11 protein-coding genes are annotated in these 21,924 nt (G+C 34.2%); 8 read left to right on the forward strand and 3 right to left on the reverse strand.

Features of this window, described 5'->3' with window-relative positions:
* Positions 1 to 702 precede the first annotated feature (702 nt).
* From ERCIKOCA2762_RS01785 to fabA, 3 genes are all read left to right on the forward strand, one after another.
* Positions 703 to 996, forward strand: a complete 294-nt coding sequence (locus ERCIKOCA2762_RS01785) for a BolA family protein (RefSeq protein ID WP_232043104.1) — start codon at positions 703 to 705, stop codon at positions 994 to 996.
* Between the two features lie 670 nt (positions 997 to 1,666).
* Positions 1,667 to 3,430 (forward strand): AAA family ATPase, encoded by a 1,764-nt coding sequence (locus ERCIKOCA2762_RS01790; RefSeq protein WP_415017151.1) that lies wholly within the window; start codon positions 1,667 to 1,669, stop codon positions 3,428 to 3,430.
* A 1,108-nt stretch (positions 3,431 to 4,538) separates the two neighbouring features.
* Positions 4,539 to 5,057: a bifunctional 3-hydroxydecanoyl-ACP dehydratase/trans-2-decenoyl-ACP isomerase gene (gene fabA / locus ERCIKOCA2762_RS01795; protein WP_157988500.1), complete on the forward strand. Its 519-nt coding sequence runs from the start codon at positions 4,539 to 4,541 to the stop codon at positions 5,055 to 5,057.
* A gap of 2,643 nt (positions 5,058 to 7,700) precedes the next feature.
* On the opposite strand, the gene rluD is transcribed toward fabA, so the two are convergent.
* Complete coding sequence (gene rluD / locus ERCIKOCA2762_RS01800; protein WP_157988501.1) at positions 7,701 to 8,669, reverse strand: 23S rRNA pseudouridine(1911/1915/1917) synthase RluD; 969 nt, start codon at positions 8,667 to 8,669, stop codon at positions 7,701 to 7,703.
* Between the two features lie 152 nt (positions 8,670 to 8,821).
* Here rluD and bamD point away from each other — a divergent pair, with 152 nt between their 5' ends.
* On the forward strand, positions 8,822 to 9,553 hold the full coding sequence (gene bamD / locus ERCIKOCA2762_RS01805) for an outer membrane protein assembly factor BamD (protein WP_157988502.1): 732 nt from the start codon (positions 8,822 to 8,824) through the stop codon (positions 9,551 to 9,553).
* 963 nt (positions 9,554 to 10,516) lie between these two features.
* Positions 10,517 to 11,368 (forward strand): NADPH-dependent 7-cyano-7-deazaguanine reductase QueF, encoded by an 852-nt coding sequence (gene queF / locus ERCIKOCA2762_RS01810; protein WP_157988503.1) that lies wholly within the window; start codon positions 10,517 to 10,519, stop codon positions 11,366 to 11,368.
* A 1,113-nt stretch (positions 11,369 to 12,481) separates the two neighbouring features.
* Here the strand turns inward: queF and acnB are convergent.
* Positions 12,482 to 15,082 (reverse strand): bifunctional aconitate hydratase 2/2-methylisocitrate dehydratase, encoded by a 2,601-nt coding sequence (acnB, locus tag ERCIKOCA2762_RS01815; protein WP_157988504.1) that lies wholly within the window; start codon positions 15,080 to 15,082, stop codon positions 12,482 to 12,484.
* 554 nt (positions 15,083 to 15,636) lie between these two features.
* Complete coding sequence (gene lpcA, locus ERCIKOCA2762_RS01820; protein ID WP_157988505.1) at positions 15,637 to 16,215, reverse strand: D-sedoheptulose 7-phosphate isomerase; 579 nt, start codon at positions 16,213 to 16,215, stop codon at positions 15,637 to 15,639.
* Between the two features lie 632 nt (positions 16,216 to 16,847).
* Between lpcA and accD the strand changes: the two genes are divergently transcribed.
* From accD to adk, 3 genes are all read left to right on the forward strand, one after another.
* On the forward strand, positions 16,848 to 17,756 hold the full coding sequence (accD, locus tag ERCIKOCA2762_RS01825) for an acetyl-CoA carboxylase, carboxyltransferase subunit beta (RefSeq protein WP_157988506.1): 909 nt from the start codon (positions 16,848 to 16,850) through the stop codon (positions 17,754 to 17,756).
* A gap of 48 nt (positions 17,757 to 17,804) precedes the next feature.
* Positions 17,805 to 19,067: a bifunctional tetrahydrofolate synthase/dihydrofolate synthase gene (gene folC, locus ERCIKOCA2762_RS01830; RefSeq protein WP_157988507.1), complete on the forward strand. Its 1,263-nt coding sequence runs from the start codon at positions 17,805 to 17,807 to the stop codon at positions 19,065 to 19,067.
* Between the two features lie 855 nt (positions 19,068 to 19,922).
* A complete protein-coding gene (gene adk / locus ERCIKOCA2762_RS01835) occupies positions 19,923 to 20,585 on the forward strand; it encodes an adenylate kinase (protein ID WP_157988508.1) in 663 nt (220 codons plus the stop codon).
* Positions 20,586 to 21,924: the final 1,339 nt, after the last annotated feature.

Consider the following 21,924-nt stretch of genomic DNA (forward strand, 5'->3'; position numbering starts at 1 on the left):
GAGTATGGTGTTGAAGTTTATTATCTAACTTTTCGTATTCACAGCACTGGTGGAGTTATTATATAATTTTTATGTAAAAAGTCACAATATACAAAATGTGTATAATATACAACGGTGCTTTAAACAAAAAGAGAAATAAAAAACCGCTGTAGTATTATAAAAGGTATTTTATTTATTTTCTCGTAATACAGTATAAAAAATATACACATATTATTTTATAGATATGCCATACAAATATATGGATATTAGATTGAATACATGCTACTTTGTACTAAATCACTTCTTTTTCTTTATCGATGACTATTAAATACCTTACATGAATAATATTTATAGCATTGAGGAATCACTGCGTGAGCTTAATGTATCGTTACAGTACATAAATATTACTGAGTTATTTATGAAGTACAGAATAATAACCAATAATAAACATTGAATATTCTTCTATTAAAAATATTGTACAATCTGTCTAATGCGTCCAGAAAGTATTGTTTTTTATTAGAATGAATCATAATGGTAATCGAGGAGAGATTAATAATAACGGTCATAAGATTAATATATTTGTCACATTGAAAAATGGAGACCTGTAATATTAAAATCGCCTATCCCCACCCTCAGAGAATACAGTAAAAAAATTAGACGCGGTTTATATAAAAAACAATATTTTATATATATAAAAATATTTTTTCTAAATGGAAGAGCTAGATGAATATAATTCGTGGAAAAATAGAAGAAAAGTTACGTGCAGCCTTTTCACCGACATATATTGATATACAGGATGAGAGCGCTCATCATAATCATTCATCGATGAATATCGAAAGTCACTTTAAAGTGTTTGTTGTTAGTGAAAAATTTAATAATCACAATTTACTTACCAGGCATCGTGCAATCTATAATGTATTAAAACAAGAACTATCAGGTGATGTACATGCGTTATCTATTACAAGCTACACCCCCCAGGAATGGGCCGTAGAAAAGATGAGAACTTCCTCTAAATAAATATAATAAATATGCGCTGCAGCGATACAACACTAAGTGTGAGATAGATGTTTGTGTAAACATGTATACAGCATACACTATGCCAAATATTATTTTTCAGAGCGATCAATCGATCTTCACTGTTCTAAATGTGTCCAAAAAAACAATAATCCGTTTGAAGAAAAGTGTGGCTCTGAAGATAAAATGTCTTGGATCAAGATAGCAGGTTACTCTTACTTCCAATAGCATCACGTGGTTATAAGATGTGTGTATAAAATAATAAAAACGTCCAAAATTACTCATACATCTACCCCTTACTACACATACACTCTCATATCATTTGTAAGATACACTATGCTCCAATTAGTTTTTGAGTTATACTCAAATACATTGTAATATTAGGATCTAATATTTCTTAATGATGTCATTTTGTTATGTCCTATTATATCACCTTCTGATCATAGAACTACAGTTTACTCAATCGTCCATAAATATACGAAGATCTTGTGCATTATGAAAATACCACTCTGCACTAACCGGCAGAACTAATAGAGCTAAGAATACAAATAAAAAGACCAGATTTCACTCAGGAAACCTAAGAGAGATTACATCATGCATTGCGCATATCACATGTAAAAACAATTAATCTACTTAATTCCACATTCTTTCATTTTCCTTTTAAAAATATTACATGACCTTGAGTAACTATCCATTAAAGTGGCAAATATTACAACCAAAAATAGCACGCTCTCAGTATATCTCACTCGACAATACAATCACATATATTGATTGTTTTGCTACTGTACAAGAACGTCTTTATTATGGATTAAATTTATTGCTAACGACGCGTGCGAAAGCACCCATAATGATCATTAAAAGTCCTGAAAGTGCTGTGTATTTTACGCTTTTTCAACACGTCTTGTCCGGTCTTAAAACAAGAACGCAAGAAAAGAAAGATATGCTTTATGGTGGACGTTATGAAATCAATGAACAAATAGTCAACTGGTATCCTGCACAAACTATACAAGATAATTTTGCTAGTAATGGCGGCGTGTATCAGGCTGAATGGATTGAACATCATCATCTGTTTGGCTGCGTTCGTGTTTATCAGTCTAAAATATTGTTATCCCCAGGTTTAGTCCACCGTGCTAATGGTGGAGTTTTAATACTTTCGATACGCACTTTATTGGAGCAACCATTAATGTGGTTTCGGTTGAAAAAAATCCTCATTTACCAAACATATGAGTGGTATGCAAATAATGAGCATCAACCACTACCATTAGATATTCCTTCTATGCCCATGTATTTACGTTTACTACTATTAGGTGAGCGTGAGACGTTAGAAGAATTTCAGACTCTTGATGCTGAAGCAGCGTCTACTTCTTTGTATAGCGAATTTGAAGATACGATAGAGATATTAAATGATCTGACTTTGATGCATTGGCGAAGATGGGTGCAAAATGTTGTAGCAAGCTTACCATGCCCGACTCTAGATGCTACCTTCTGGCCAGTTCTCATTCATGAAGGTGCACGGTGGACTGGTGATCAAGGACTACTGCCCTTAGATCTAGACTGGATTAGGATGCAGATTCAAGAAACTATGTCACATGCTAAAGGGGGCATAATCACAGGGGAACACCTAGAACAAGCTATTAACTCTCGCATGTGGCGAGAAGGGTTTCTATCCGAGAAAATACTGAATAATATTATTCACGAACAAGTGTATATTGATACAAAAGGTGAAGTCATTGGACAAATTAATGCGCTATCCATAATAGAATATCCTGGACATCCTCGTGCTTTTGGAGAACCTTTACGTATTAGTTGTGTGGTACATGTTGGTGACGGTGAATTAAATGATGTGGAGCGTAAAGCAGCACTTGGTGGCAACATTCATTCTAAAGGACTCATGATAATACAATCTTGGCTAATGTCGGTTTTACAGTTAGATCAACAAATGCCATTTTCTGCATCACTAGTCTTTGAACAATCATATGCAGAAGTAGATGGTGATAGCGCTTCATTAGCCGCACTGTGCGCACTAATTAGTGCACTGTCTTTGCAGCCTATTAATCAAAAAATTGCAGTCACAGGTTCACTTGATCAATTTGGTAATGTACAAGCTGTAGGTGGTATTAATGAAAAAATCGAAGGATTTTTCCACATCTGCAATCAACGAACTCTCACTGGTAATCAAGGTGTCATCATACCCTCTACGAATATTCGTCATCTATCATTACAACAAGATGTTATTCATGCCGTACGAAATAAAAAATTCTACTTATGGGCAGTATCTAGTGTCGAGGAGGCTATTGTTCTATTAACTGGCATAGCATTGCAAGATCAAGACAACCCTTCCCTACTTGGATTAATACGAACTCGTATTACAAAATGCACCATGCAAGATTCTCAGCGCCGAAGGGGACCCCTGCATTGGCTTAGCTGTCTGAGATAAATTGTATTACATTCTGGACAACATATAGCTTCACCCACAGCTCTTCTACTAAATAGTTCGACCTTACGTTAATGACGAAAAGTGATGTAATTGATAAAAAATAATGTAACGTATGATATCAGTTGATAGTTGGATCTATAGATCTGACATAAATACAACCATGTATTAACAAATAATCACTCGTTTCATATAGCAGAACGCTGTTATATAACTATTATCTATACAACTAGTGATTGAGCTTATATTATAATCTAAGTGTAAAATATACTACAATAGTACTATTATTTACTTTTAGTCTTTACAGATATTTATATCAAAATATATGATCACTACTATCACAGTCAAAATAAATTGTATTATAGATAGTCGATTACAAAAACATTAGTTGATATGGCAGATTGTTTTGTTATATATCAATAATACTTCTTAACGTAATACAGAACATAGAAAGATCATAAATATATAAAAATTTATATCCTATAACAAAACGTGTACTAGCTATCTTCCTAATTAGGAAAACCACTAAAATTATGCCAAATATCATGTAATTTTCATTTGGTGTATAGCACGCGTTAAATTAGAACTAATAAGAGAATCCATTATTGCTCTCGACACTGTCTTACATCAGACTAGTGAGATGATACAATAACATGGTAGAGATCATGCAGAGTGTGCGTTCGACTAAACAAACTATAAAATTGAATATTCCATATGATCAATACTATAACCACTATGTTGTAATACAAAATTAATATCATTGATCATTATGCTCTCAGCGCCCTCTTTCTACACTATCAAACTGAATAGATATGAGAAATTAAGACATCAAGGATCACTAATAAGACATGTTGAGTTATGCGCGATGTAAGTTTACAAGAGTGAGATGCTACATTTTAAATACCATTAATTTTTGTGTGTTCGTACCTTACGCATAACTCATATGCATAACATATAAAATAAAAATATCGTGCAATCGGCACAAAGGATTTACTGTAATCGATATTTCACATTTATATACAATAATGGATCTCGGAGATCTATGTTATATCATTCAATTTTTATATTGGTGCGTGCTGCCCGTACTTCATCTATATAAGGTCCATGTAATATGTTAAATAAATGCAGCTTTTATACAAAAAAAGATCTCATCGCCTCAAGTCGTGGTGAACTTTTTGGGTCAGAAGGCCCCCCTTTACCATCTGGGGATATGCTCATGATAGATCGAATAATAGAAATAACAGAAGTAGACGGAAAATACCACAAAGGTTTTATATCTGCTGAATTAGATATACATCCTAATCTGTGGTTTTTTTCCTGTCATTTTATTGGTGACCCAGTCATGCCTGGTTGTTTAGGGCTAGATGCTATGTGGCAACTGGTTGGTTTTTACCTTGGCTGGGTGGGAGGCGTAGGGAAAGGTCGAGCATTAGGTGTAGGTGAGGTAAAATTTACCGGACAAATCCTACCTACATCTAAAAAGATTGATTACCTTATTCATATTAAACGTATCATAAAACGCAGGTTGACTATGGGTGTAGCAGATGGTGAAGTTTTAGTGGATGGTAGAATCATTTATACTGCTAGTGACTTGAAAGTAGGTCTCTTCAAATCGTCTTCCTCATTCTAACCTAAGCGCTTGCTAGATGTAGCTTACATATCCTTTATAGTGTTTTCTGTGTAACTTATTAAACTAAAATATCAATGAATATTTATTTTAATTGCGTGGAAATTCATCTATAAATAATATTTACATAAAAACTGTATAGTTCTTCAATCATCATATAAAACGATGAGGGTAATATGCAGTATATTTATTTTTTAATGTTGATCATCAGATACTTATTGTATATGAATGTTAGATCCTGATCAATCTAAGGAGCACGTATCTTAACTTCTACCAATATTAAAAAATCTTCTTCATATCACTATAATGCCAACATGTAGTACCATTGAGCAACAAATAAACGTTACTTCAAATAATCATTAGCATTAAAATCTACGATTTTAAGAATTTAGACCTAATAGTAATGAGATTTCCTTGATGTAAAAGAACAAAAATTAATTAATCTATAACTATTGCTATATACTGTACTCTCCTTATAGGCATCGATGGCCATAAAAGTGTGATGAATGATATACGTGCTGTCCCTACAACTGACGATACATGTATAGTATGTATCTGGCCATATCTAATATATTGAGTGCACTGACATACAAAAAAAATCGTGGTATCACTTTATATTTTTACGATAATGATATTGAATAACCACATCACAAAAACTCGACCCTATATTACATACAAAACACACTTATTTATATCTTATCGATACAAAATAAACAACTTATGACAGTATTTATCATCGAAAAAATGAATCATTTTCAGTATTGGATTATTTAAAAAATAGCGGCCATGCTATTACTGTAGTGTTAATTACTATGATATTTTAGTATAATAATTATTAATAGCATCATTCTGTTTCATCACTAAGCATATAAGTTAAATAAAAAAATACATGTATCTAAAAATCACATAAGTAGGTGTATTAATGCTGATAATCTGTATATTGAGCTACGATACAAGTCAATTATTGCTGATAAAACACTATTTAAAATTCATAATCATGTGATATTATAGATATATAAGATCAAGACGACTATTCACTCTTAAAAATTGGTTACAACATGCCGAGTTTTTGAAAAATCAAAAACCTCCCTTTATCTTAAGTGTCATTCTTATGTTTACACTTACACTTAAAATCACAGATCATATAATGGTACGTATAAGGTCAAATATTCTCGGATCAAGATACTTTTAGCATGCTTAGCAGAGCGCTGAAAACCATTATAACGCATTATGATGAGTAAATTTTTGTCATCAGTATTATACAACCCGCTCTATAATGCGATTATTTTTAGCTCAAAATACTGACAGACGCACTATATGGAGTATTACCATAATAATTTTTGGTAGTTACATCGTCAATCTGCCATACACCTTGGAGCCTGTTGTCATAATTTCAATTATGAAAATAGTCTCGTATGCTACTTCTCATCATAGACAATTGCATACAAACCATATCTATTCTAGTACATGAAATATGCATGCATAGAAATTTTTACCTTAATAGTCAAAACGTATCTTCATACTAACATACAAAATAATCATAACTGGAAAACTGCAAAATTCATTAAACACTCAGTTATCACAAGGGTCTAACATAGGTTAGCGATCCCTCATGATGTTAATACCACCAGTCATGAATGTTAAGTGTTTCTATATAGCTCATGATACACTTAGGATCAATGAAAAAGATTATCTACCATATTATATTAGCAATACTGCAATCTAAAGTGGATAGGATCCTATAAATCACCATGCTCCTTTGCTTTTAATTATAATTGAATTACACTGAATGATCTGCATCTTATCCCTGTGTATCATAACCACTATAAATTGAATGCAAAATGCAGGTATAGTTATATGCAATTAGTAAGTGTTAAGATTCTTAGACCATTCATACGAACTCCCTGAGTTAATGATAAGGTGATTTGACATGTCTAGCCATTACTCAGAGTTATGCATTCCTGTACTATACTAGTATATCTAAAAATAATATTCCTTATACAAACCAAACAAAATAAGATGGACAATAATGCTTGCTATAAATAGTATACTATTAACATCATGTCGTAGTGTTTACTATTTGATAAGCTATACAATAATAAAAAATCCTCTACCTCGAGAGCGCTTACATGTTTATAGGTTATATTTATCGCGATGTTAGATTTCTGGAGAATTAATTTCTCCGACAGTCATAGTAGATATATAGATTGTGAAGACTATGAAATATATGTGTCTGTTTATATTCCACATCTTATGAAGAATAAATTCACCTCTGATTAAGAAAACATATAGACTCTTTATCACTGTTTCGTATAGGTCTCTAAGAGAGAAACACTCATACGTTGTAGCTCAACAGTATTCCCCGATATAGCTTATCTTACTAAATAAGGTGGTCTATAGATGATATCTATATCCTGTGCACGCACGAGGTTTGTATATATTAAGATAAGAATAATGAAATATAAACCACCACTAATTGAAGAGACGCCTGGATCAAAATAAACACAATGCTAAGATAGTTTATAAATATTGATTAAAAATATATTACAGATGAATAAAGATTTTTAATAAGACACGGCCGAAATGATCGCAATACTTGTATGTTCTTTCTACGGTGAACCATATCATAAAAAATCCCGCCTAGTCTCATTTTACTGCAGTATGATCGGTATCTGATTGAATAGCGTTTATTAATTCCAGTATATCTCCTGGTAGGCATGAACGCCATTCCATGATCATACCAGAAATAGGATGACGTAGACGCAGCATGGTTGCATGTAGTGCCTGACGATTAAAAGTCCGCAAAACAGCTATAACATACTCTGGCATTCCCTTTGGAAGGCGAAGACGACCAGCATACAAGGAGTCTCCCACTACTGGATGGGAGATGTGCGACATATGCACGCGAATCTGATGGGTGCGACCAGTTTCAAGTTGTAATCGGAGCCAAGTATGACCACGGAACCTCTGAATAATACGATAGTGAGTGATTGCCGGTTTACCCATAGGGTGAACGGTCATCTTGGTACGTTGAGTGGCATGACGACCGATTGGCGCATTAACTTTTCCTCCAGAAGTCATACACCCAACAACTATCGCTTCATATTCACGTGTGATCATTCGACTCTTCAATGCTGCAACAAGATAATTATACGAAGAAACAGTTTTGGCTATTACCATTAATCCCGTTGTATCCTTATCCAAACGATGTACGATACCTGCTCGAGGAACCAAAATAAGCGTGGGTAAATAATATAACAGTGCATTTAACATCGTGTCATTAATATGGCCTGCGCCGGGATGTACCACTAATCTGCTTGGCTTGTTTATTAAAAGCAGATGCTCATCTTCATAGATAATATTTAACGGTATATCGCTTGCTTCCAAACATTTTTTTTCTTCGATAGTCGTATTAATATTGATTATTGCACCACTAAATACTTTATACTTAGCTTTATCAATAATAACGCCATTTACAGTAATGCATCGCTTTTCAATCCACCTCTGGAAACAAGAACGTGAATATTGTGGAAATAATTTAGTTAAAGCTTGATCTAATCGCTTTCCCAATTCTAATTTTGGTATTATTGCATAAAGTTTTACTTGCTCTGCCATAAATAATAGTGTCTTCAATGAATATATTAGACTATCATATAAGAATGATTTCATATAATATTTAATGATGCAATAGTATAAACAAAATTTAAAACACAAGAAAGCTTAGTAAGTCACCTCATCCATGACTCTACGAGGATTAGAAAATCTTCATGAAAAATATAAAACACCTACTAGCTGCAGTGACCTTTAGTGTATGGTTATGTGGATGCTCTCAATCAATGAGAGCATCCCCTGATCAACTCCCTATAAAGATTTTTTCTACTGCTGAGCAAAAAATAAAGGACGGTAAGTGGAAAGAAGCTATTGTGCAGTTAGAAGCAATTCATGCTCGTTATCCTTTTGGACCATATTCCCAACAAGTGCAGCTTAATTTGATGTATGCATATTATAAAACTAATAATCTCTCTTTAGCATTAGAAACTATTGATCACTTTATACAACAATATCCAGATCACAAAAACCTTGACTATACTATTTATATTCGCGGTCTAATATTTATGGCACAGGATCGTAATCCCATACACACTTTCTTTAATATTGACCGATCAGATCGTGATCCATTCTATAGGCTCTCTGCGTTTAATAATTTTTCGCAATTAATACGACAGTACCCACATAGTAAATATGCCCAATATGCACGTAAGCATCTGATTTATCTAAAGGAATGTCAAGCACGGTATGATTTATCCGTAGCTGAATTTTATGCTCAACGTCATGCTTATATAGCAGTAGTTAAACGCGTAGAACAAATGCTTACAGATTATCCAGATACTAAAGCAACCCGTAAAGCTTTGCTATTAATGGAGAATGCTTATCATCAGTTACATTTAGATACAGAAGCTAAAAAAGTACAACAAATAATTTCTGCTAATGCAGAATAAATTCTGTATACTAAGTACGATGCATAGCTTAAGGACTGTAGAGTTGTTTCATAAGATGTTGAGATAGAAAAATATCTGATCTAGAGTTTGACAAATCAGGTATACTTCACTATTAAAGCAATATTACAAGGTTAACAGTAATCATGCTGAACATGATCGTCTCTCAACATTCTGATTTTTACGAAAAATTGTATTATATTTATTGCATTTACTGAAATAAAAAAGTGCAGTGATATTAAACTATATGAAATAATATCAACAGATACATGTGTTTTTTCTGAAACAACCTCTGTGTTTGTCCTACGATCTTTTCTAAATGAGGAATACATACAAAAAAGGTTTCGTTCCATCCAGTTTCTTACAGAGAAATGCAATCATATAGGACCCATCTATGGTATGTATCTCTCAATGCACTACTCATGTGTCATAAATGATTACACATACTTATTAGTATGATATAAATGTCTTTATACTGTGAAATACTAATCAATATTCATTCGTTATTCATTTATTTACTAACTCCAGTCTATAGTTTTAAAGAAACTAGCTGTGGATTATATATTATCAATTTTTATAATGTTTTACAGATACAAATCAGTGCATTCTATAAGGCATTTTCAAATAACCGCACAACATCAAGGTAGTGCCTCACTATAGATACAGACTACATGTTCATCAGCACTACCACTACCTAAAATATCATATTGATGTCTTTTGGTAACCTCCAATCATTATAATAGTAGAATGCGGGCTGCAAATAAAAAAGTTCTATCTAGCTTAGATAGAAAAAGATTGCACTAAGTCTTCTTGTATTGTTAGGTTTAAATATTCAAAGTAATTGACAAGTGAAAGTCATATGTATCGCACAAATACTTTCATGTAGCCTGAGACTACATAGACTTTACATATGACATGTTCAATAATTCTTTTTAAAAAACGGTCATCATAGATAAGGAAAGAGCTATGTCAAAACCTATAAATCAAAGTATAAGTAGCATAGCAGGAAAATTTCTGGGTCAAAAAACAAAATACTATGACACTTATCAGCCATCGCTATTACATGCTGTGCCACGTAGCTTAAACCGTGAATTACTAGGCAGTGATTTTCAACCAACCACACTAATGGGACAAGATATTTGGACATTATATGAAGTTTCTTGGCTCAATCAAAACGGATTACCACAAGTATCTATTGGAAAAGTAGTATTGAGTATGCATACCATCAATTTAATTGAATCAAAAAGCTTAAAACTATATCTCAATAGCTTTAATCAAACTCAGTTTACAAACCTAGCAGTAGTTCAAAATATCATAGAGCGAGATTTAAGTGATTGCGCAATTGGATTAGTTAAAGTTACATTGTTTCGACTGAAGGATGTAACAGACATAGTTATTGATAATCTATCTGGATTTTGTATCGATGAACAGAATATCACTATTCATAACTACAAAGTGTATCCTGATTTCCTATATAATATTACACATAAAGATCTCGTTAAAGAACAATTAATTAGCCATCTTTTTAAATCTAATTGTTTGATCACCAAACAACCCGATTGGGCAACAGTACAAATTAGTTACTACGGACCCCGCATCGATCATGTGGCATTGCTTCATTATTTAGTATCATATCGACAACACAATGAATTTCACGAATCATGTACAGAACGCATTTTTTATGATATCTTAAGATACTGCAAACCATATCAACTTAGCGTATATCTTCGTTATACCCGCAGGGGGGGGATAGATATAAACCCTTGGAGAAGTAATACAGAATTTTCACCTACTCATCATCGTCTAGTTCGTCAGTAAAAATCTATTACACAGATCTCCTCATTTAGATCACAGTACATTTGTAACACATGAATACGGTTTATAAATTACTCATAAATAAAACCAATTCTGAGTATTAAACAAACAGAAATAAAATATTTTCAAGAATGAACAAACCATTAGATAGATCTATAGCACACTGTTATGTATTAGTCTCGAGTCATTCAACACACTGACAGCGCCAAGAGGCTGCTAATGGCCAAATAAGAAATAAGCATATGCTCAAAAAATATCCAAGCTCTACATATCATGTATTTCATAGCCATCATTATAAAGATTATGATTAAATCTTATATACCTCCCTGCTCCCAAAAAATATAGATGCGTTTAGGCAAAAAAATACTACACCGAAATATTTGTTAACTAAAAATATCTTTAATATAACCTATAGTGGTTCAGAAGGTATTCTGATTGTCTAGATATAGAGATCCCACTCCATGCTCTGCTATCTCCACTGATCATGCATACGTCTGTTATCCATTTTTAAAATTCACTCATGATACGTTCTATGCTTTATGCGACTAGCCCTGACTTACAGCAAATTATAATTTTTATTATATATCGCCTGAATTACTATGCTGGTATATATAATAATATGCATTACTATTATAACACACTGTGTGTTATTTCACGCTCAGTATAAATACTACTGACTACTTCTATGTTTCTAAATTACATAACCGATATTTTACTAGCTGATACAATAAGATAAGTGTTTTAATCACACTAGTATATACTATTCAAAAACCAGTAACTCTTCAGTATTCCGTAGCGATACAGCAACTAATATAGAATAACGCTAGTAGGTAGCAATACACTATTCTAAAAATCGAGACATCTTATTGGTGGATCAAGTATCCTGTTGCTTAACATATTACCACAAGTTGTATCTTATCAAGTAATGCGAATGTCGTAGGTAAACAGCAGGATAATCTTATCACATCAAAAGACATACAATAGATCTCTGGACAATGGATGACCCATATCAGCTAGCGATATATTCGGAAAGACCATCGAGTATGATACAATATCACAAATTAATAATAGCCCTGCACGATACAACAATCTTTAGGATAAAATCCTATGAATATTTTAAATTCTTGTTTGAAAAATCACTTCATTTTGTTTTTTAGTATACTCTAGCATGTTATGAAAATTTAAGTAACGATAAGTATCCATAGACGTAGTGCTGACTATATTCATAAAAGCATGGTATTCAGATTTTGTAGGTAATTTTCCCAGAATAGATGCAATAACTGTTAATTCAGCAGAAGCTAGAAAGACTTGAGCATTATTACCAAGACGATTCGGGAAGTTACGCGTAGATGTTGAAACTACTGTAGAATTACTAGACACACGAGCTTGGTTACCCATGCACAGTGAACAACCAGGCATTTCAATACGTGCACCACTTTTCTTAAAAATACCATAATAACCTTCTTTTTTAAGTTGTACTACATCCATTTTTGTAGGTGGAGCAATCCATAAATTAGTAGGAAGCGACGTTATTTGGCTATACTGTAATAACTTACCTGCTACACGAAAATGTCCAATATTTGTCATACATGATCCAATAAATGCCTCATTAACAATCGTTCCGGCTATATGAGATAACAAACGAACATTATCTGGATCGTTCGGTATACACAGAATAGGTTCTGTTATTTCTGTCAGATCAATAGTCAGGATCTCAACATATGTCGCATCTTGATCCCTTTCTAGGAGCGTGGGGTGATCTAACCATTTTTCCATGTTAGTAATGCGGCGTTCAATAGCATACCGATTCCCATAACCTTCACGAATCATCCACTTTAAGAGTGTGACATTAGAACTTAAATACTCAATAATAGGATTGAGGCTTAACTGAATCACACATCCAGCTGCTGAACGTTCTGCAGAAGCATCCGATAACTCAAACGCTTGTTCTACTTTTAAATTCGGTAGACCTTCAATCTCAAGAATTCTCCCTGAGAAAATATTTCTCTTACCTTTCTTTTCAAGCGTCAATAGACCTGCTTTAATTGCATAAAACGGAATTGAATGAACTACATCTCGTAAGGTAATACCTGGCTGTATTTCTCCGATGAAGCGTACTAACACCGACTCTGGCATATCTAGCGGCATAACCCCGGTAGCGGCAGAGAATGCCACTAAACCAGATCCCGCTGGAAAAGAAATACCAATAGGAAAGCGAGTATGCGAATCCCCACCAGTGCCGACTGTATCTGGCAACAACATACGATTCAACCAACTATGTATAATCCCATCCCCAGGACGTAAAGCTATGCCGCCACGATCCATAATAAACCCCGGTAAGGTTTGATGAGTTATTGTATCGATGAGCTGAGGGTAAGCGGAAGTATGACAAAAAGATTGCATTACAAGGTCTGCCGAAAAGTGCAAACATGCTAGATCTTTCAGTTCATCTCGAGTCATTGGTCCCGTAGTGTCCTGAGACCCTACAGAAGTGATTTTAGGTTCACAATACATACCAGGGTGGATCCCTTGGACTCCACAAGCACGTCCTACGATCTTCTGCGCTAATGAAAAACTATTTTTTCTTTTTGATATCACTTTCCCTTTTGCAAAAATAGTGTTATCTGGTAAAGATAAAGATATACGAGCTTTTTCAGTTAAAGCACGACCAATAATCAATGGAATTCGACCACCAGCGCGTACTTCATCAAATAACACGGCTGTTTTAAGTGAAAAATTAGCCAGGATGTTATGCGTAAAATGATCACGAATCCTGCCTTGATATGGATAGATATCCACTACATCACCCATGTTAAGAGCAGCTACGTCAACTTCAATGGGTAAAGCACCAGAGTCTTCCATAGTATTAAAGAAAATAGGAGCTATACTGTTGCCAAGACATAAACCCCCAGCTCTCTTATTAGGACAATAAGGAATATCATTTCCAAAAAACCATAACACTGAATTGGCAGCTGACTTGCGTGACGAGCCAGTACCTACTACATCACCGACATAAGCTAGCGGGAAACCTTTCTCTTTTAAAGATTGAATTTGTTTAATAGGACCCCTATAACCTGGCTGGTCTGGGTGAATCCCTTCACGAGGATTTTTGAGCATCGTTAATGCATGTAACGGAATATCTGGACGAGACCATGCATCCGGTGCTGGTGAAAGATCATCCGTATTGCTTTCACCAGTGACCTTAAATACTGTGATAGTAATTTTTTGCGCTAATTCCGGGCGTTTGAGAAACCACTCGGCGTGAGCCCAAGAATGTATAATCTGTTTAGCATATACATTTCCATGTTTTGCTCTATCTTCTACTTCATAAAACAAGTCAAACATTAGTATTGTATTAGCAAGCGCTGTTACAGAAAAAATAGCTAACTGTTCATTATCCAGTATACGAAGAAGCGCATGAATATTATATCCACCTTGCATTGTACCCAATAGTTCTACTGCTTTTTGAGGTGAAATCAGTGGAGACATTTTTTTACCAGTGGCAATAGATTCTAAAAATGACGCTTTTATACATGCTGCTTCATCAACACCAGGTGGCACTCTATGCATGAGTAAATCCAACAATAATGCTTCCTCACCGACCGGCGCAACTTGTAACAATTGTACTAATTTAGTGACTTGATACGCTTCTAAAGCTTTCGGAACAATCCCTTGAGATGCGCGTTCCGCAACATGCTGACGATAGTCTTCTAACATAATACCCCCTTATACTCATCTATTTTATTCTTTATATTCAATTCAGTAAATGTATCATCCTTGTATAATAGATATCTAAAGATCTCATGACAACAATTCCTGAGGTATATAACAATCAGAGATGTAATTCATACGATTTCACGTGAATAAGAATCTTTAAAACCACTAGAAGATTAAGTAAAAAATACTACGACATGCACCAATAGCATTCCAATTAATTTATGATCATCGTAATCTACAATGTAGAACATCACATTAAGAAACCAATGAATCTCTGTTATAAATCATATAGCAGAAAAACAATACTAAAATATGGTTTTCACCATCTATATTTATTATTGCAGTCTCAGCTATAGCATATTAAAAAAGTATTTGTATATTGGATTTATAATGAAACAAAAAATTAATAAAATGCGAGGAGTAGCCCAATAACTCATATGATGCTGCATTGATGACAATCTCACATGTGATAAATGTACCTATTATTTTCTTAAACAATCTTCTATAGGTACACTGTTCCAACACTAAAAATTTTCCTAGAGTTTTCATCAATGTTATATCATCATTTCTTTCTCAATCAGAAGTATGAGGACATGAATAATTTTAATATGGATTTCCTGAATACGGTCAGCATAGCCAAAATGTGGAACGCAAATGGCCACATCCGCCATACTGCTGATATCACTATTCTCATTTCCCATCAATAGCACTATTTTCATTCCAAGTGAAGAAGCAGCTTGCACTGCTTTTATTATATTTTTTGAAGCCCCAGAGGTGGATATTCCCAATAAAATATCTCCCGCTTTACCGATAGATTCAATATAACGAGAGAAGACATAATCATAGCCAAAATCATTACTGACACAAGAAAAATGGCTAATATCTGATATAGCAATCGCCGGATATCCAGGACGATTTTCACGGTAACGACCGGTCAATTCTTCTGCAAAATGCATAGCATCACAATGGGAACCACCATTGCCACAAGATAGTACTTTACCGCCTTTCTTAAAGGCGTTAGATAGCAATACAGCAGCAAACTCAATTGCTGCGATATTTTCTTTTTTATTAAGGAAAAGAGTAAGTGTTTCTAATGCTTGTCTCAGTTCAGCGCGAATGATGTTTTGATACATCCAGACACCCCTTTAATTCACAATCCTAAATACCTATGTCACGCACTCTATATAGATAGGTTAGTGATATATTAATAACTTTAAGAAATTTAGATGATCTAGGTTCATCTAGAACGTAAAGTAGTTATACTATTTATATTTTATAGCATGCTGATCATTAGGAGATTGATCCAATACCATGTAACAATAAATACAAAACGCATACATTATATTCTCTAAAAGACCAACAATATTATGGTATAAGAGTATTCTCGCTCTGTTATAAATCTCTGAATGCATAAAATAATATATTTAATCACCTATAGCGCACAGCGAGGCTGAATTAAAAAACATATGGAACTTAGTATTTTGTTATACCACAATTATATTGACTTTAGCACTAAAACGTTAGGCTTGATTATTGATAAGCGAGCACGCTCCTAGCTTCCTAGTCTCTTAAAAGTCAAGCACATTAGAAAAATCTAGATACATACGATGGCTTACCCTGTAAGATTAAGAAACAAAATACATATCAGTGGAGTAAAATCAAAGTTGATATCATGACAACTATATGATCCATTAAGATGGTTAGCTCCTGGATAAGCAAAATAGATTAAATGGTATCTAAGATAAAATAACATGACAAGGTATACATGAGCTGGATTGAACGAATATTCCATAAACGAAAACTGACTCCCTTACGCAAAACACATATTCCTGAAGGGGTGTGGACAAAATGTAATAGCTGTGGGCAAGTTCTTTATCGTGCTGAGCTAGAACGTAATTTGAGAGTCTGCCCAAAATGCGATCATCATATGCGCATGCACGGCCGAGATCGGCTGCATAGCTTATTAGATTCAGGCTCGCTGATTGAACTCGCTATTGAACTAGAACCTAGAGATATACTGAAGTTTCGTGATTCTAAAAAATATAAAGATCGCCTGATATCTGCTCAAAGAGAAACGCATGAAAAAGATGCACTTATAGTTATGAAGGGAACGATACATGGCATACCAGTAGTGGCAGCAGCATTTGAGTTTTTCTTTATGGGTGGATCAATGGGTGCTGTAGTCGGGGCGCGTTTTATACGTGCCGTTGAACAAGCCATGAAAGATTGCTGTCCTATGATATGTTTCTCAGCATCTGGTGGAGCACGTATGCAGGAAGCACTGATATCTTTAATGCAGATGGCAAAAACCAGCGCTGCTTTAGCAAAATTACAAGAAAAAGGCCTACCGTATATTTCAGTTCTGACAGACCCCACAATGGGAGGCGTATCTGCAAGTCTTGCGATGCTTGGAGATCTGAATATTGCTGAACCAAAAGCATTGATTGGTTTTGCAGGACCACGTGTAATTGAACAAACGGTGCGTGAGAAGCTACCAATCGGGTTTCAACGTAGTGAATTTCTCATGGAAAAAGGAGCGATTGATATGATCATACGTCGTCCTATGATACGATTTAAACTAGCTTGTATACTGTCTAAGATGATGAACCTTCCATCACCACCAGGAGATATTGATAACGCCATACCTACTGATAAATGCTCACATACAGTGTAATCCTAATCTCTACTTTGTGCTAACCATCAGATTATTAATATATAAAAAATGAAGAACTCACCACAGGCTACATCACCCCTAAATACATGGTCACATTACCTTGAGTATTTGCATGCTCAGCCAATTGATCTTGAACTCACACGTGTTACAAATGTTGCAACTAGCCTCAACCTTCTCCGTCCTGCTCCAATTATATTTACCGTGGCCGGTACTAATGGAAAGGGTACAACTTGTCGAGCTATAGAAATGATATTGTTAGCAGCAGGATACAGAGTCGGAGTTTATACATCTCCGCACCTAATGTATTATTCTGAACGCGTGCGTATTTGTGGAAAAGAGCTAGAAGACCTAGAACATACTAAAGCATTTTCAGTGATTAATATTGCGCGTTCTACTACTTCATTAACTTATTTTGAATTTGGGACACTGGCAGCCCTATGGTTATTCAAACAGGCCAAACTAGATATAGTAATACTAGAAGTTGGGCTAGGCGGACGCTTAGATGCTACAAATATTATTGATTCCGATGTTGCCATCATTACTACTATCGGGCGTGATCATACGGATTTTTTGGGAGTAGATTATAACAGTATTGGTCGCGAGAAAGCTGGTATATTTCGTAAAGGAAAGCCAGCAGTAGTGGGTGAACCAAATATGCCAGCTACCATTAGAGAAGTAGCTAAACAAAAAAAAGCACGACTGTATCAATATAACCGTGATTGGTTTTATTCTGTTGTTGGTAACTATTGGGTTTTTAAAGACCAAAAAGGTAGTATAGGATATTTTCCTCTACCACAAATACCCATAGATAATGCTGCTACGGCCCTTGCCGCTATACGCATGTCCTCCATTCAGGTTAATCCGATCATCATACAACGTATACTTCATTTAGTTACTTTACCTGGTCGTTTTCAAACAATCGCTCACGCACCTCAGGTCATTCTTGATGTAGCACATAATCCTCATGCTGCACAATATCTAGCCAGAAAACTAATAGAAATAAAGAAAACATCACACATACATGCAATAGTTGGTATGCTTCGTGATAAAGATGTTTCTGAAACATTATCTTATCTGATACCCCATGTTGATTATTGGTATTGTGCTACACTCACACACCCACGAGGCAGTAGTGCTCTATACCTTATGTCTTTTTTAAAAAAAGCAACATGCTTCTCTTCAGTCGCTCAAGCATGGCGGTGTGCAATTGCCAAAGCAAAAAAAACAGATATTATTCTAGTTTTTGGTTCCTTCCACACTGTATCTGAAGTAATTAGATCACAAACAGACAAACATAAAAAAATAAAATAATGAAATCTCAAATAAAAACCTGAACATTAGTATGTTCGTAGCTAGATTATAGTGTAACGATCCACTAGACACATTAAGAGCCACTCACAACCTATAATTAAAGCGGGAATATCGCACAGTAAAAAACCCGTGATGCAAAATAGAGCGGTATCGTAGAAAACTCTGGTCTTAGTCTTCATCTTAACGATCACAGCTTCTATATATCTCTCTATCTAACAAGGTTTTTATGAACAAGCGATAGTTTTCGTTACAGAACGGATTAAAAATATTTTTTGATCAGGATCCTGCTGCTATTTTAATAACACAATACCAACTATTCCATATACACTATAAATCAAGAAGATGGGTTTTTTCACATTATTTTCTTCATAGAAGAAATTACTACCAACTTCATGCAATGAATATCGGTGGATAAGCACATCCCATAACTGAGATTAATGATACACCAACCAGAATTGTTGTACACATCTTGAAAATAAAATGGTATGATTTACATCATAGATAATAGAATGCATAATTGTTCTTAATATTTTTATTGTCGCTAACATGATATACATATATTTATATGTAAGTATTAAGCAAACAACTCATAATTTTTCATCCATGGAGTGATGACAACCATCATGCATCATTGTTTGTAATATTCTTGGACAATTTTAAAAATACTGTCTTGATAGACAGTTTATGATGATAGATGGCAAATAGGTCACATATGTAAAACTACCATATATCCAAATCACGTGGGACAAAAATATAAAACTCCAATGTTCATGTACTAATAACCAATGCAGTACCTTTAGCCATATATTCCCTATAATAAAAAGATTCTCACAATATTAGATGCAGGATATGAACATGCATATTATTATACTTGGAGCTCCTGGTTCAGGAAAGGGGACTCAGGCGCAGTTTATTATGGGTACATATGGCATTCCAATAATCTCTACAGGCGATATGCTGCGTACTGCAGTCAAATGTAACTGGAAATGCGGAAAAAAAATAAAAAAGATAATGGATGCCGGCAAACTAGTGAGTGATGAGATAGTTATCGATTTAGTGAAAGAACGAATTGATCAACCGGATTGTCGTATGGGTTTTTTATTTGATGGTTTTCCACGCACACTGCTTCAAGCGCATGCTATAAAATCTGATGGAATTAAAATTCACTATGTTTTAGAATTATTTCTCTCGGACAAATTAGTGATAGAAAGAATATCTGGACGTCGTGTTCACGAAAGATCTGGTCGTATTTATCATGTGAATTTTAATCCACCGAAAGTTACCAATCGAGACGATATCACTGGCGATATATTAACGATTCGCGCAGATGATCAAGAAGTAATTGTTCAAAAAAGATTAGCTGAATATCATAAAATGACGCTACCTCTTGTTCACTATTATAGTCAAGAAGAAAAAATAGGTAACGTGGAGTATTATAAACTTGATGCTAGCAAATCAGTAAAACACATTCATAACACACTCACTAGCATTCTTGATAAGCATGATAAAAAATTATGATATTTATTTTACTATCTAAGAATTCTAATAATGCATTACAGAACTCATGGATTATCGAGATCTTAGAACATAAAAATAACCGCCAATGACCAATTCTAGTAGATATAGCTCCTTATATACAACGTACCCATAAAATATCACAAAAGATCATGCTTAGTATATACTTATGATATTTGAAAAAACAGAGTGTTGGTTTTCACTCGATCAGAACTGATCGTACTTTATATTGCTTATTTCACCTAACACACGTGGTGTTTAATATTGCAAAAAACTTTTCAATCCAAAAATTTTAGTGAGCAAAAATGAAAATATGCAAATGATTGAAGTTATCTGTATGTAAGTAGTATGTTGTCATACAGCGTACATCTTGCATTAATCTGCATTATTAGCTCTACTGCTTGACGCAGGCATATTACACTATATCCGGCATCCACTTCAATTGTATCATGAAGATATTCTATGATCACTACATTAATAAATAAAAAAGTTTGGCAATAACGCTTACGAAAACTGGTAATTCAGTGATTAGAAACAAGGATGTACGCTACTTTATAAGTCTATCGTTTTAGTGTAGCTTACAGAAAATATTTTTTTACTCTTTTACTAAAAACAAGTATCTCAGAATATGTCTATTTTTTTATAACCGATATACCGATGTGTAGATTGCATCTACCATTCATACAGAATACAAGTCAATTGCAGAAGCAACGATTTTCTTCCTGCTTACGATAGACATCTGATCTCTTAAGACAATGTGTGTTATATCTTCAATCAGGATCCTATGCAGTTACAGAACCTGTTTATTTTTATATTATGCAATGTATGTACTATATACCCTACCTAGAATAAAATGATCTGATAGCTCGATGTACACCTTGTAGAGAACTGAAATGCTTTATACAGCCAAACATGCTGCCATTGTGTGCTCATCATATTTTATGAATTTGCTCTTTACGTTCATCAATCTGATAATTCATTGCACAATTAGCATATTATGTATGCGCTAAACTTTTATTAGACTTCCTGGATTAATACAGACGCTTATTGTCCAGTACTATTCCAAAGTCTCAGATGATAGCCGCTATAAACATTAATAGAGATATATGGCATGCTATTGGTTATAGAAATCTAAAAAATGTTTCCCACACGTAAGCGTATTCATTTGATGATTATGAAATAACCTACTCATACAATGCGCACTATAAAATCCAGAACATAATTCACAACAGCATAACAGTAACTTCTAAAACTGGTTAATAAATAAATTAACCTTAATCTGAGAAATATGAAGTATTTATAATATTTTAATATTAATAAAATTAATCATAAATTAATACAC

The sequence above is a fragment of the Candidatus Erwinia haradaeae genome, assembly GCF_900698935.1.
Taxonomy (GTDB): domain Bacteria; phylum Pseudomonadota; class Gammaproteobacteria; order Enterobacterales; family Enterobacteriaceae; genus Erwinia_E; species Erwinia_E haradaeae_D.

What these genes read in the sequence shown, in the direction of transcription:
- ERCIKOCA2762_RS01785 (WP_232043104.1), top strand. Translation starts at nt 703, where the DNA reads ATGAATATAATTCGTGGAAAAATAGAAGAAAAGTTACGTGCAGCCTTT.
- ERCIKOCA2762_RS01790 (WP_415017151.1), top strand. Translation starts at nt 1,667, where the DNA reads ATGACCTTGAGTAACTATCCATTAAAGTGGCAAATATTACAACCAAAA.
- fabA (WP_157988500.1), top strand. Translation starts at nt 4,539, where the DNA reads ATGTTAAATAAATGCAGCTTTTATACAAAAAAAGATCTCATCGCCTCA.
- rluD (WP_157988501.1), bottom strand. Translation starts at nt 8,669, where the DNA reads ATGGCAGAGCAAGTAAAACTTTATGCAATAATACCAAAATTAGAATTG.
- bamD (WP_157988502.1), top strand. Translation starts at nt 8,822, where the DNA reads ATGAAAAATATAAAACACCTACTAGCTGCAGTGACCTTTAGTGTATGG.
- queF (WP_157988503.1), top strand. Translation starts at nt 10,517, where the DNA reads ATGTCAAAACCTATAAATCAAAGTATAAGTAGCATAGCAGGAAAATTT.
- acnB (WP_157988504.1), bottom strand. Translation starts at nt 15,082, where the DNA reads ATGTTAGAAGACTATCGTCAGCATGTTGCGGAACGCGCATCTCAAGGG.
- lpcA (WP_157988505.1), bottom strand. Translation starts at nt 16,215, where the DNA reads ATGTATCAAAACATCATTCGCGCTGAACTGAGACAAGCATTAGAAACA.
- accD (WP_157988506.1), top strand. Translation starts at nt 16,848, where the DNA reads ATGAGCTGGATTGAACGAATATTCCATAAACGAAAACTGACTCCCTTA.
- folC (WP_157988507.1), top strand. Translation starts at nt 17,805, where the DNA reads ATGAAGAACTCACCACAGGCTACATCACCCCTAAATACATGGTCACAT.
- adk (WP_157988508.1), top strand. Translation starts at nt 19,923, where the DNA reads ATGCATATTATTATACTTGGAGCTCCTGGTTCAGGAAAGGGGACTCAG.